10 protein-coding genes are annotated in these 13740 nt (G+C 70.8%); 4 read left to right on the plus strand and 6 right to left on the minus strand.

Features of this window, described 5'->3' with window-relative positions:
- Nucleotides 1–24: 24 nt before the first annotated feature.
- The 5 genes from AB0B29_RS14720 to kdpF all read right to left on the minus strand — a co-directional run bounded on the left by AB0B29_RS14720 (nt 25) and on the right by kdpF (nt 5195).
- Nucleotides 25–519, minus strand: coding sequence for an ATP-binding protein (locus tag AB0B29_RS14720; RefSeq protein WP_362238822.1), 495 nt, complete (start codon nt 517–519; stop codon nt 25–27).
- Between the two features lie 171 nt (nt 520–690).
- Entirely contained in the window at nt 691–1323 is a 633-nt protein-coding gene (locus AB0B29_RS14725) for a potassium-transporting ATPase subunit C (protein WP_362238825.1), read from the minus strand.
- A 2-nt stretch (nt 1324–1325) separates the two neighbouring features.
- Nucleotides 1326–3401: a potassium-transporting ATPase subunit KdpB gene (gene kdpB, locus AB0B29_RS14730; RefSeq protein ID WP_362239944.1), complete on the minus strand. Its 2076-nt coding sequence runs from the start codon at nt 3399–3401 to the stop codon at nt 1326–1328.
- Between the two features lie 38 nt (nt 3402–3439).
- On the minus strand, nt 3440–5104 hold the full coding sequence (gene kdpA, locus AB0B29_RS14735) for a potassium-transporting ATPase subunit KdpA (RefSeq protein ID WP_362238827.1): 1665 nt from the start codon (nt 5102–5104) through the stop codon (nt 3440–3442).
- A 1-nt stretch (nt 5105) separates the two neighbouring features.
- Nucleotides 5106–5195 carry a K(+)-transporting ATPase subunit F gene (kdpF, locus tag AB0B29_RS14740; protein ID WP_009326374.1) on the minus strand — a complete coding sequence of 30 codons (90 nt, stop codon included), beginning with the start codon at nt 5193–5195 and terminating at the stop codon, nt 5106–5108.
- Between the two features lie 368 nt (nt 5196–5563).
- Here kdpF and AB0B29_RS14745 point away from each other — a divergent pair, with 368 nt between their 5' ends.
- The 4 genes from AB0B29_RS14745 (at nt 5564) to argG (ending at nt 12066) form a co-directional block, all read left to right on the plus strand.
- Nucleotides 5564–7375 (plus strand): methylmalonyl-CoA mutase subunit beta, encoded by a 1812-nt coding sequence (locus AB0B29_RS14745; RefSeq protein ID WP_362238830.1) that lies wholly within the window; start codon nt 5564–5566, stop codon nt 7373–7375.
- Nucleotides 7375–9549: a methylmalonyl-CoA mutase gene (scpA, locus tag AB0B29_RS14750; protein ID WP_362238833.1), complete on the plus strand. Its 2175-nt coding sequence runs from the start codon at nt 7375–7377 to the stop codon at nt 9547–9549. Before AB0B29_RS14745 ends, scpA begins: the two co-directional genes overlap by 1 nt.
- Nucleotides 9546–10538 carry a methylmalonyl Co-A mutase-associated GTPase MeaB gene (gene meaB / locus AB0B29_RS14755; RefSeq protein ID WP_362238836.1) on the plus strand — a complete coding sequence of 331 codons (993 nt, stop codon included), beginning with the start codon at nt 9546–9548 and terminating at the stop codon, nt 10536–10538. The genes scpA and meaB overlap by 4 nt, the downstream gene beginning before the upstream one ends.
- 73 nt (nt 10539–10611) lie before the next feature.
- The gene (argG, locus tag AB0B29_RS14760) at nt 10612–12066 is read left to right on the plus strand and encodes an argininosuccinate synthase (protein ID WP_362238839.1); all 1455 of its coding nucleotides are present in this window, start codon (nt 10612–10614) and stop codon (nt 12064–12066) included.
- A 238-nt stretch (nt 12067–12304) separates the two neighbouring features.
- Here the strand turns inward: argG and pntB are convergent, their stop codons facing one another.
- On the minus strand, nt 12305–13738 hold the full coding sequence (gene pntB, locus AB0B29_RS14765) for a Re/Si-specific NAD(P)(+) transhydrogenase subunit beta (protein WP_362238842.1): 1434 nt from the start codon (nt 13736–13738) through the stop codon (nt 12305–12307).
- Nucleotides 13739–13740: the final 2 nt, after the last annotated feature.

Consider the following 13740-nt stretch of genomic DNA (forward strand, 5'->3'; position numbering starts at 1 on the left):
CGGGAGGAGGACGCGTTGCCGGCGTCAAGCGGCAGGGCCGGCTTCGAGGATCTCGTCGGGGCCGTCGTCCGGCACGGGGCGCAGGCACGCGGTGATCTCCTTGCCGTCGCCCAGGGACACGACGGACACCTCGCTGCTGACCGTGTGCACCACGTGCATCCCGTGGCCTCCGAAGCGCTGTCCGTCGCGCCTCCTGACCACCGGCTGCTCGGCGGAGGTGTCCCACACGGTGATGGCCAGTGCGTCGCCGGACATCCGGAGCGTCATGCCGCACGGGCCGGGTGCGTGCCGGATCGCGTTGGTGACGAGTTCACTGACGACCAGTTCGGCGTCGATCGCAAGGGGGGCCGGCACGTGTGTGCGACCGGTGCACGGTACGTGCGACAGGAACGCCTGCAGCGCCCGGCGTGCCTCGACAGCACACGCTGCGCCTTCTGCCCAGGCCACGCCGTAGCTCAGGGTGGCCCGCTCGTCCGCGCCCGGCTCATCTTCCGCCTGCTTCATAAGCGGGATGACCATACGGGGCTCTTTCGTTGTGGTTCGAATTGCCAGGTTGTTCGTGTTGCCAAGTGGCCTTTCGGTCGTTCATCTACCCAGGCGCTCAGCACGCACACTGCCGACGGCAGGTCGTCGGGTGTGCTCTGCGCCGCATGGCCCGGTGGGGCCATGCGGCGCAGGGCGTGACGGCCGTCACCTTTTCGCCGCGAGGGCCTTGAGCGCGATGTTGAGTTCCAGGACGTTCACGCGGGGCTCGCCCAGGAAGCCAAGGGTGCGGCTCTCGGTGTGCCGGTCGACGAGGCGCCGGACCTGCGCGACGGGCAGGTGATTGCGTTCGGCGACCCGGTAGACCTGCAGGTCGGCGTAGCGCGGGGAGATGTCGGGGTCGAGGCCGGAGCCGGAGGAGGTGACGGCGTCGGCGGGGACGTCGGCCGGGTTCACCCGGTGGCCGGCGGTCGAGTTCTCCTTGACCACCTCGGCCTTGGCCGCCTGGACCGACCTGACCAGTTTCTCGTTGTCGGCGGACAGGTTGGTGGCGCCGGAGAGGATCAGCTTGTACCGGGTGTTGAGGGAGTTCTCGCCCAGGCCGCCGGCGGGGCGTGGCTGGAAGTAGTCCAGGCTGTAGCCCTGCTGGCCGATCAGGGACGAGCCGACCACCCTGCCGCCCGCCTCGACCTCGGAGCCGTTCGCCTTCCCCGGGAACAGTCCCTGGGCGATGCCGGTGACGACGAGCGGGTAGAGGACGCCCGTCACCAGGGTCAGCACGAGGAGTGCGCGCAGGCCCGCCCCGAGCAACCGGGCGGTGTTCCTGAGGGAGTTGTTCATGGTCAGCCGATCCCGGGGAGGAGGGAGACGATCAGGTCGATGAGCTTGATGCCGAGGAAGGGGACGATCAGCCCGCCGAGGCCGTAGACGGTGAGGTTGCGGCGGAGCAGCCGGTCGGCGCTGAGCGGCCGGTAGCGCACGCCCTTCAGGGACAGCGGCACCAGGGCGACGATGATCAGCGCGTTGAAGACGACGGCCGACAGGATCGCGGAGTGGGGCGATGACAGGCCCATGATGTTGAGCTTGGCCAGGCCCGGATAGACCGACGCGAACAGTGCCGGGATGATCGCGAAGTACTTGGCGACGTCGTTGGCGATGGAGAACGTCGTCAGCGCGCCCCGGGTGATGAGGAGCTGCTTGCCGATCTCGACGATCTCGATGAGTTTGGTCGGGTCGGAGTCGAGGTCGACCATGTTGCCGGCCTCCTTGGCGGCCGACGTGCCGGTGTTCATGGCGACGCCGACGTCCGCCTGGGCCAGTGCCGGGGCGTCGTTGGTGCCGTCTCCGGTCATCGCGACGAGCTTGCCGCCGGCCTGCTCGCGCTTGATGAGGGCCATCTTGTCCTCGGGGGTGGCCTCGGCGAGGAAGTCGTCGACACCGGCCTCCTCGGCGATGGCCCGGGCCGTCAGCGGGTTGTCGCCGGTGATCATGACGGTTCTGATGCCCATGCGGCGCAGTTCCGCGAACCGCTCCCGCACGCCGTCCTTGACGACGTCCTTGAGGTGGACGACGCCGAGGATCCGGGCACCGTGAGCGTCCTCGACGGCGACCAGGAGCGGGGTGCCACCCGCCTCGGAGATACGGTCGGTCACCTCCCGGGCGCCCGGGGCGACTTCGCCGCCCTGTCCCTGCACCCAGGCGATGACCGAACCGGCCGCGCCCTTACGGATCCTGCGCCCGTCCACGTCGACACCCGACATCCGGGTCTGCGCCGTGAACGCGACCCACTCGGCACCGGCCGGCTCACGCTCGTACATCCCGTACCGCTCCTTCGCCAGTGCGACGACGGAGCGGCCCTCGGGGGTCTCGTCGGCCAGCGACGACAGCTGGGCGGCGCCGGCGACCTCGGCGTCCGTCGCCCCGTCGACCGGCACGAACTCGACGGCCTGCCGGTTGCCGAAGGTGATGGTGCCCGTCTTGTCGAGCAGCAGCGTCGACACGTCACCGGCCGCCTCGACCGCCCGCCCGGACATGGCCAGCACGTTGCGCTGCACCAGCCGGTCCATGCCCGCGATGCCGATCGCCGAGAGCAGGGCGCCGATCGTGGTGGGGATCAGGCAGACGAGCAGGGCGACCAGTACGACCATCGACAGCCGCGTGCCGGCGTGGCCGGCCAGGGGCGGCAGGGTGGCGCAGGCCAGCAGGAAGACGATCGTCAGCGCGGCGAGCAGGATGTTCAGCGCGATCTCGTTGGGTGTCTTCTGTCGTGCGGCGCCCTCGACGAGGCCGATCATCCGGTCGATGAAGGTCTCGCCCGGCTTGGTGGTGATGCGGATGACGATCCGGTCGGACAGCACCTTCGTACCGCCCGTGACGGCCGAACGGTCGCCGCCGGACTCGCGGATGACCGGAGCCGACTCGCCGGTGATGGCCGACTCGTCGACGCTGGCCACGCCCTCGACGACGTCCCCGTCGCCGGGGATGACGTCGCCCGCCTCGCAGACGACCAGGTCCCCGATCCGCAGTTCGGTGCCGGGGACGAGCGTGCCGTCGGTCTTGCGGGCCACGCGGTCCGTGGTGGCCCGGCGCAGGGTGTCGGCCTGCGCCTTGCCGCGGCCCTCGGCGACCGCCTCGGCCAGGTTCGCGAAGACGACGGTCAGCCACAGCCAGGCGCTGATCGTCCAGCCGAACCAGTCACCCGGGTCCCCGAAGGAGAACAGGGTCGTCAGGACCGAGCCGATCCAGACCACGAACATGACGGGTGACTTGACCATCACCCGCGGGTCGAGTTTGCGCAGCGCCTTCGGCAGCGACGTGACGAGCTGCCCCGGGTCGAACAGGCCCGCTCCGGCACGGCCACCGGGAGTCGTGGGCGCCGCCGGCGTGTCGGGGTGGGGTGTCAGGGTGGGAGTGGACATGGAGTCCTCGTGGGGTTCGGTGCGGGCGGTGCGGGTGGTCACGACGCCAGTCCCTCGGCGAGCGGGCCCAGCGCGAGCGCCGGGAAGTAGGTCAGACCGGTGATGATCAGTACAGCGCCGACCAGCAGGCCGCTGAAGAGCGGCTTCTCGGTGCGCAGGGTGCCGGCGGTGACCGGGACCGGGCGTTGTCCGGCCAGCGAGCCGGCCAGGGCCAGGACGAAGATCATGGGCAGGAAGCGGCCGAGCAGCATCGCGAGTCCGGTCGTGGTGTTGAACCAGTCGGTGTTCGCGTTCAGGCCGGCGAAGGCCGAGCCGTTGTTGTTGGCGGCGGAGGTGAAGGCGTAGAGGATCTCGGAGAATCCGTGCGCGCCCGGGTTCAGCATCGAGTGGGCCGGTGTCGGCAGGGCCATGGAGAGGGCGGTGAGGACCAGGACGAGGGCCGGGGTGATCAGGATGTAGCAGGCGGCGAGTTTCATCTCCCGGGCGCCGATCTTCTTGCCCAGGTATTCGGGTGTGCGGCCGACCATGAGACCGGAGACGAACACCGCGATGACCGCCAGGACCAGCATGCCGTAGAGGCCGGATCCGGTGCCGCCGGGGGCGATCTCGCCCAGCATCATCGAGAGCATGGTGAGGCCGCCGCCCAGGCCCGTGAAGGAGGAGTGGAAGGAGTCGACGGCGCCGGTGGAGGTGAGGGTCGTCGACACCGCGAAGATCGAGGAGGAGCCGATGCCGAAGCGGACCTCCTTGCCCTCCATCGCCCCGCCCGCGGCGTGCAGGGCCGGGCCGTGGTGGGCGAACTCCGTCCACATCATCAGCACCACGAAGCCCAGCCAGATGGTGACCATCGTGGCGAGGATCGCGTACCCCTGGCGCACCGAGCCGACCATCAGCCCGAACGTGCGGGTCAGGGCGAACGGGACGAGGAGGAGCAGGAAGATCTCGAAGAGGTTGGTGAAGGGCGTCGGGTTCTCGAAGGGGTGGGCGGAGTTGGCGTTGAAGTAGCCGCCGCCGTTGGTGCCCAGCTCCTTGATGGCCTCCTGCGAGGCGACCGCGCCGCCGTTCCACTGCTGGGAGCCCCCCGTGAACTGGCCGACCTCGTGGATCCCGGAGAAGTTCTGGATGACGCCGCAGGCCACCAGGACGACGGCGGCGACGGCCGCGGCGGGCACCAGGATCCGTACGGTGCCGCGCACCAGGTCGGACCAGAAGTTGCCGAGGTCGCCGGTGCGAGAGCGGGCGAAGCCGCGGACCAGGGCCACGGCGACGGCCATGCCGACGGCGGCGGAGAGGAAGTTCTGCACGGCGAGACCGGCCGTCTGCACGACGTGCCCCATGGTCTGTTCGCCGTAGTACGACTGCCAGTTGGTGTTGGTCACGAACGACACGGCCGTGTTGAACGACTGCGCCGGGTCGACCGACGCGAAGCCGAACGAGCCCGGCAGGACGCCCTGGAGCCGCATGAGCAGATAGAGGAACAGCACGCCGACGACCGAGAAGGCGAGCAGGCCCCGCAGGTACGCGGTCCAGATCATCTCGGTGTCCGGATCGGCTCCGATGCTCCGGTAGATCCACTTCTCGACCCGCAGGTGGCTCTTCGAGGTGTAGACCCGGGCCAGGTAGCTGCCGGCGGGGACGTACGCGAGTGCCAGCGCCGCCACCAGGGCGAGCAGCTGGAGGACGCCGGCGAGGACGGGACCCATCTCAGAACCTCTCCGGGAAGATCAGGGCGAGGACGAGATAGCCCAGCAGGGCGACGGCCACGACCAGGCCGACGACGTTCTCGGCGGTCACAGCTTCGTCACCCCCTTGGCGACGAGAGCCACCAGCGCGAAAGCCGCGAGCACGGTGAGGACGAAGGCCGTATCGGCCATCGCGGACTCCTGGAGTGAGGTGTGGGGACGTGCGGACGCTTCGAGGAAAGCGCCCGGGCGGCCGGACCGGACCGTTCGTTGACGGCTCCCTTACGGCGGTGGCCACGGCCTTGACGGCACCTTGACGCTTCGGGCCCCGGGGAGCGGATCCGTCGCTAACATGGGCGGCGATTCCCGTCTCCCGGACCGGTCGCGCGGATGGGGAGAGCGAGGTCACAGGCCGGGCGAGGGCAAGGTCACAGCCGTTCCCTCTGCTGCTCGTTCGTTAACGTGGCCTAACATCCGAGCATGACGGTCCTGCCTGACGACGGGCTTGAGCTGGCCGGCGAGTTCCCTGACGTGCCCCACGAGCAGTGGCAGCGCCTTGTGGCGGGTGTACTGCGCAAAGCGGGCAAGGACGTCGAGGGGGCCGAGGCCGAGGAAGCCCTGTCCACCGCGTTGGAGGACGGGTTGCGCACCCGCCCTCTCTACACCGCCCACGACTCCGCGCCCGAGCCGGGTTTCCCCGGTTTCGCTCCCTTTGTGCGCGGCGGCCGCCCCGAGGGGAACACGGTCGACGGCTGGGACGTACGGCAACGGCATTCCACGGCCGACCGTGACGCGGTGCTCGGGGACCTGGAGAACGGCGTCACGTCCCTGTGGCTGACGGTCGGAGAGGGCGGCATCGCCGTGCCGGACCTCGGCCGGGTCCTCGACGGCGTCTACCTCGATCTGGCGCCCGTCGTCCTGGACGCGGGGCACGACACAGGGCCCGCCGCGCGGGAGTTGCTGCGGGTGTACGAGGAGCGGGGAGTCGCCCGGGACGCCGCGCGCGGCAACCTGGGTGCGGATCCGCTCGGCCACGAGGCCCGTACCGGACAGCGGTGCGAGACCGCACCCGCGGCGGAGCTCGCGCGGCTGTGCGCCGGGGAGTACCCGGGGCTGCGGGCGCTGACCGTGGACGCGCTGCCGTATCACGAGGCCGGTGGTTCGGCCGCCCAGGAGCTGGGCTGCTCGCTGGCCACCGGGGTGGCGTACCTGCGGGAGCTGACCGGGGCCGGGCTGGACGTCGGACAGGCCTGTGCCCAGCTGGAGTTCCGGTACGCGGCGACCGCCGACCAGTTCCTGACGATCGCCAAGCTGCGGGCCGCGCGCCGGCTGTGGGCCCGGGTGGCCGAGGCCTGCGGCGCGCCGCGCGCGGGGGCGCAGCTCCAGCACGTGGTCACCTCGCCGGTGATGATGACGCGCCGCGACCCGTGGGTGAACATGCTGCGCGCCACGATCGCCACGCTGGCCGCCGGCGCGGGCGGGGCCGATGCGGTCACCGTGCTGCCCTTCGACCACGCCCTCGGCCTGCCGGACGCCTTCGCGCGCCGGATCGCCCGCAACACCTCGACCATCCTCATCGAGGAGTCGCACCTGGCCCGGGTGATCGACCCGGCGGGCGGTTCCTGGTACGTGGAGCGGCTCACCGACGAGCTCGCCCGGGCGGGCTGGGAGTTCTTCCAGCGGATCGAGCGCCTCGGCGGCCTGCCGGCCGCTCTGCGCTCGGGTGACCTGGAGCGGGATCTCGCCGAGACCTGGCAGGCGCGCACCGGCCGGCTGGCCAAGCGGCGCGAACCCATCACCGGCGTCAGCGAGTTCCCGTTCCTCGCGGAGAAGCCGCTCGTCCGCGCCGACGCTCCCGAGCCGCGCTCCGGCGGGCTGCCGCGCGTGCGCCGTGACGAGGCGTACGAGGCGCTGCGCGCCCGTTCCGACGCCCACCTCGCCGCGACCGGGTCCCGGCCGCGGATCTTCCTCGCCGCGCTGGGCCCGGCCGCCGCCCACACCGCGCGCCTCACGTTCGCCTCGAACCTCTTCCAGGCCGGCGGCATCGAGCCGGTCACCGAGGGCACCTTCGAGGAGAGCGGTGCGACGGAGGCCGTGCTGTGCTCCAGCGACACGCTGTACGCGGAGCAGGCCGAGGCCACCGTCCGGGACCTGAAGGCCGCCGGTGCGCGGCATGTGTTCCTCGCGGGCCGTCCCGGGGAGTACCCCGGGGTCGACGCGTACGTGTTCGCGGGCTGTGACGCCGTCGCCGTGCTGTCCGCCACCCTCGACCGCATGGGAGTTGTGTCCTGATGGCAATCCCCGACTTCTCCGGGATCGAGCTGGGCACCCCGGCCCCCGACGGCGGCGCCGACGAGTGGCGGACGGCGGTCAAGAACGCCTCCGGCGGTGACGACCTGCTCTGGGAGACCCCGGAGGGCATCGCCGTCAAGCCGCTCTACACCGGCCGTGACCTGGAGGGCCTGGACTTCCTCGACACCCGGCCGGGAGCGGCACCGTACCTGCGCGGCCCGTACCCGACGATGTACGTCAACCAGCCCTGGACGATCCGCCAGTACGCCGGTTTCTCGACGGCCGAGGAGTCCAACGCCTTCTACCGGCGCAATCTGGCGGCCGGCCAGAAGGGCCTGTCGGTCGCCTTCGACCTGCCCACGCACCGCGGCTACGACAGCGACCACCCGCGGGTGACCGGTGACGTCGGCATGGCGGGCGTGGCCATCGACTCGATCTACGACATGCGGCAGCTGTTCGACGGCATCCCGCTGGACAAGATGACCGTGTCGATGACGATGAACGGCGCGGTGCTTCCGGTGCTGGCGCTGTACATCGTGGCGGCGGAGGAGCAGGGCGTACCGCCCGAGAAGCTGGCCGGAACCATTCAGAACGACATTCTGAAGGAGTTCATGGTCCGCAACACCTACATCTATCCGCCGAAGCCGTCGATGCGGATCATCTCCGACATCTTCGCGTACACCTCGCAGCGGATGCCGCGCTACAACTCCATCTCCATCTCCGGCTACCACATCCAGGAGGCGGGTGCGACGGCCGACCTGGAGCTGGCGTACACCCTCGCGGACGGCGTGGAGTACATCCGGGCGGGCCGTGAAGCGGGCCTGGACGTGGACGCGTTCGCGCCGCGGCTGTCGTTCTTCTGGGCGATCGGCATGAACTTCTTCATGGAGGTCGCCAAGCTGCGGGCGGCGCGCCTGCTGTGGGCGAAGCTGGTGAGGCAGTTCGACCCGCAGAACGCCAAGTCGCTGTCGCTGCGCACCCATTCGCAGACCTCGGGCTGGTCGCTGACCGCGCAGGACGTCTTCAACAACGTCACGCGCACCTGCGTCGAGGCGATGGCGGCCACCCAGGGCCACACGCAGTCGCTGCACACCAACGCCCTCGACGAGGCGCTCGCGCTGCCCACCGACTTCTCGGCGCGCATCGCCCGCAACACGCAGTTGCTGCTCCAGCAGGAGTCCGGCACGACCCGGGTGATCGACCCGTGGGGTGGCAGTGCGTACGTGGAGAAGCTGACGTACGACCTGGCGCGGCGGGCCTGGCAGCACATCGAGGAGGTCGAGGCCGCGGGCGGCATGGCCAAGGCCATCGACGCGGGCATCCCGAAGCTGCGCATCGAGGAGGCCGCGGCCCGCACGCAGGCCCGGATCGACTCGGGCCGCCAGCCCGTCATCGGCGTCAACAAGTACCGGGTGGAGACCGACGAGCAGATCGACGTCCTGAAGGTCGACAACTCCTCCGTGCGCTCCCAGCAGATCGAGAAGCTGCGGCGGCTGCGCGCGGAGCGGGACGAGCGGGCCTGCCAGGACGCGCTGGACGCGCTGACCCGGGCCGCCGGCGGCGAGGGCAACCTGCTGGAGCTGGCCGTGCACGCGGCCCGCGCGAAGGCCACCGTCGGGGAGATCTCCGACGCCCTGGAGAAGGTGTACGGCCGGCACGCGGGGCAGATCCGTACGATCTCCGGCGTGTACCGCAACGAAACCGGAGAGTCCCCGAGCGTGGACCGCACCCGCACCCTGGTGTCCGCCTTCGAGGAGGCCGAGGGCCGCCGTCCGCGCATCCTGGTCGCGAAGATGGGCCAGGACGGTCACGACCGCGGCCAGAAGGTGATCGCCACCGCCTTCGCCGACCTCGGCTTCGACGTGGACGTCGGCCCGCTGTTCCAGACCCCCGGCGAGGTCGCCCGCCAGGCGGTCGAGGCGGACGTGCACATCGTCGGCGTCTCCTCGCTGGCCGCCGGTCACCTCACCCTCGTCCCGGCGCTGCGCGAGGCGCTGACCGAGGAGGGGCGCGAGGACATCATGATCGTGGTCGGCGGGGTGATCCCGCCGCAGGACGTGCCGACGCTGCTGGAGATGGGCGCGGCGGCCGTCTTCCCGCCCGGGACGGTGATCCCGGACGCGGCCCACGACCTGGTGCAGCGGCTGTCGGACGGCCTCGGGCACGAGCTGTGATCGATGTCGACGCGTATGTGAAGGGCGTGCTCGACGGGAAGCGGGCGATCATCGCCCGCGCGATCACCCTCGTCGAGTCGACCCGGCCCCAGCACCGGTCGCTGGCCCAGGAGTTGCTGACCGCCCTGCTGCCGCACAGCGGCCGGGCCCGGCGGATCGGGGTCAGCGGGGTGCCGGGCGTGGGCAAGTCGACGTTCATCGACGCGTTCGGCACGCTGCTGACCTCGCTCGGGCACCGGGTGGCGGTGCTGGCCGTCGACCCGTCCTCCAGCCGTACGGGCGGCTCCATCCTGGGCGACAAGACCCGGATGGAGCGCCTGGCCGTGGACCCGGCGGCGTTCGTGCGCCCCTCCCCCACGGCCGGCACGCTGGGCGGGGTCGCCAAGGCCACCCGCGAGTCGATCGTGGTGATGGAGGCGGCCGGCTACGACGTGATCCTGGTGGAGACGGTCGGCGTCGGCCAGTCCGAGACGGCCGTCGCGAACATGGTCGACACCTTCCTGCTGCTCACCCTCGCCCGCACCGGCGACCAGCTCCAGGGCATCAAGAAGGGCGTGCTGGAGCTGGCCGACGTGATCGCCGTCAATAAGGCGGACGGACCGCACGAGCGCGACGCCCGGGCCGCCGCGCGGGAACTGGCGGGCGCGCTCAGGCTGATGCACGGCAAGGACGCGTTCTGGACGCCGCCGGTGCTGCACTGCAGTGCCCGGGAGTCGACCGGCCTGGACACGGTGTGGGAGCGCCTGGAGCAGCACCGCACCCTGCTGGACTCCACCGGCCGCCTCACCGCCAAGCGCCGCGACCAGCAGGTCGACTGGACCTGGACCATGGTCCGCGACGAACTCCTCGGCCGTCTCCAGGCCGACCCTGCGGTGCGGGCGCTGGCACCGGTGCTGGAGCAACAGGTCCGGGAGGGCGAGCTCACCCCGACGCTGGCCGCCGAGCGGATCCTCGGTGCGCTCGGGGCTTCCGAGGCCGCGGGTTCCTGAAGCGCAGGCAACCGGAACGGCGAATTCGCACACCCGGCTTGCATGACTATGCAAAGTGATACATACTCTTTCTATGTCCAAGGTCCTCACCTCCCTGCCCGCCGGCGAACGCGTCGGCATCGCCTTCTCGGGCGGTCTCGACACCTCCGTCGCGGTCGCGTGGATGCGCGACAAGGGCGCCGTCCCGTGCACCTACACCGCCGACATCGGCCAGTACGACGAGCCCGACATCGCCTCGGTGCCCGGACGTGCCAAGACCTACGGTGCCGAGATCGCGCGTCTGGTCGACTGCCGTGCCGCGCTGGTCGAGGAGGGCCTGGCCGCACTGACCTGCGGCGCGTTCCACATCCGCTCCGGCGGACGGGCGTACTTCAACACCACCCCGCTCGGCCGGGCCGTCACCGGCACGCTCCTGGTGCGGGCCATGCTCGAGGACGACGTCCAGATCTGGGGCGACGGCTCGACCTTCAAGGGCAATGACATCGAGCGGTTCTACCGCTACGGCCTGCTCGCCAACCCGCACCTGCGGATCTACAAGCCCTGGCTCGACGCGGCCTTCGTGACCGAGCTCGGCGGCCGCAAGGAAATGTCGGAGTGGCTGCTCGCCCACGGCCTGCCCTACCGGGACAGCACGGAGAAGGCGTACTCCACGGACGCCAACATCTGGGGCGCCACCCACGAGGCCAAGACGCTGGAGCACCTGGACACCGGCGTCGAGACGGTCGAGCCGATCATGGGCGTCCGGTTCTGGGACCCGTCGGTCGAGATCGCCGCCGAGGACGTGACGATCGGCTTCGCCGAGGGCCGTCCGGTGTCGATCAACGGCAAGGAGTTCGCCTCCCCCGTCGACCTGGTCATGGAGGCCAACGCCGTCGGCGGCCGGCACGGCCTGGGCATGTCCGACCAGATCGAGAACCGGATTATCGAGGCCAAGAGCCGCGGCATCTACGAGGCCCCGGGCATGGCCCTGCTGCACGCCGCCTACGAGCGCCTCGTCAACGCCATCCACAACGAGGACACCCTCGCCCAGTACCACGCCGAGGGCCGGCGTCTCGGACGGCTGATGTACGAGGGCCGCTGGCTGGACCCGCAGGCGCTGATGATCCGCGAGTCGCTCCAGCGCTGGGTCGGCGCCGCCGTCACCGGCGAGGTGACGCTGCGGCTGCGGCGCGGTGAGGACTACTCGATCCTCGACACCACCGGCCCCGCGTTCAGCTACCACCCGGACAAGCTGTCCATGGAGCGCACCGAGGACTCCGCGTTCGGCCCGGTGGACCGGATCGGCCAGCTCACGATGCGCAACCTCGACATCGCCGACTCCCGGGCCAAGCTGGAGCAGTACGCCGGCATCGGCCTGATCGGCACGGGCAGCCCCACCATCGGCGCCTCCCAGGCCGCCGCGACCGGCCTCATCGGCACCATGCCGGAGCTGCCGCAGGGCGGTGCCGAGGCCATCGCCTCCCGCGGTGAGGTCTCGGAGGAGGACGCGTGGCTGGACCGCGCGGCGATGGAGTCCGGCACGGACTGACCCCCAGCACGGCCACGAGGCCGGTCCGGCATCGCGCCGGACCGGCCTCAGCGCGTGCCGTCCACAAGGCGGACCGTTCCGTCCTGCGCCCGCACCCTCGAGTTCCGTACCGGCCAGGCAGTCCGCCTGTGACTCGCGGTTCCCGCAGGGGTTCCGCGTCGTCGGGCCGAAACCCGTGCCGGCCGCACCCTCGGACGCCCGGTGCCCCGCCGGCGCCTACCGGCGGGGCACCACGGGCTCAGCGAGTCGTGCCGGCCATCTCCCGGACCGGTGTGTCCAGGGCGTCCAGACTGCGCAGGATGTCCTCGACGCGCTGCCTGGCGTCGCCGAACAGCATCTGGGTGTTCTCGCGGAAGAACAGCGGGTTCTGCACGCCCGCGTAACCGGCAGCCATGGAGCGCTTGAAGACGATCACGTCGGACGCCTCCCACACGTGCAGGACCGGCATGCCGGCGATGGGGCTGGACGGGTTGTCGGTGGCGGCCGGGTTGACCGTGTCGTTGGCACCGATGACCAGGACGACCGAGGTGGCGGCGAAGTCGTCGTTGATCTCGTCCATCTCCAGGACGATGTCGTACGGCACGTTGGCCTCGGCGAGCAGCACGTTCATGTGCCCGGGCAGCCGGCCGGCCACGGGGTGGATGCCGAACCGCACGTCCACGCCCCGGTCGCGGAGCTTGCGCGCCAGTTCGGCGACCGGGTACTGGGCCTGGGCAACGGCCATGCCGTAGCCCGGCGTGATGATGACCGAGGTGGCGTTGCCGAGGAGTTCCGCGGTCTCCTCGGCGTTGATCTCCCGGTGCTCGCCCTGCTCGCCCTCGTCGGCGGCCGCCGCCGGGGTGCCGAAACCGCCCGCGATCACCGAGATGAAGGAGCGGTTCATCGCCTTGCACATGATGTACGACAGGTAGGCACCGGAGGAGCCGACCAGCGCGCCGGTGACGATGAGCAGGTTGTTGGCGAGCAGGAAGCCCGAAGCGGCGGCGGCCCAGCCGGAGTAGCTGTTGAGCATCGAGACGACCACCGGCATGTCACCGCCGCCGATCGAGGCGACCAGATGCGCGCCGAGGGCGAGTGCGATCACGGTGACCGCGATGAGCAGGCCCATGTTCGGGCGGATGACGAACGCCACCGTCAGCGCGACGAACGCGACGAGCGCGCCGATGTTGAGGACGTGCTTGCCGGGCAGCGTGAGCGGACGGGAGTTGATGCGCGCCGACAGCTTCAGGTAGGCGACGACGGAGCCCGTGAAGGTGACGGCGCCGATGAACACCCCGATGAACACCTCGGCGTGATGGATGCCCAGCAGCGAACCGGACAGCTCGGCGTCGACGTCGAGGTAGCCGTTCCAGCCGACGAACGTGGCCGCGAGACCGACGAGGCTGTGCATGATGGCGATCAGCTCGGGCATGCCGGTCATCTCGACGACCCGGGCCCGCCACAGGCCGATGCCCGCGCCGAGGGCCGTGGCGACGACGATCAACACCAGTCCGGTCGCGGAGATGCTGCGGGAGGCGAGCCCGACCGTGGCGGCCAGGGCCACCACCATGCCCGCGATGCCCCAGACGACTCCGGAACGGGACGTCCTGTGCTGGGAGAGGCCGGCGAGGCTGAGGATGAACAGCAGCGCGGCGACGACGTAGGCGGCCTGAGCGGCCGTGTCTGTGGTCATCC

Origin of the sequence: Streptomyces tibetensis, assembly GCF_040647715.1 — a bacterium.
Lineage (GTDB): Bacteria > Actinomycetota > Actinomycetes > Streptomycetales > Streptomycetaceae > Streptomyces > Streptomyces tibetensis_A.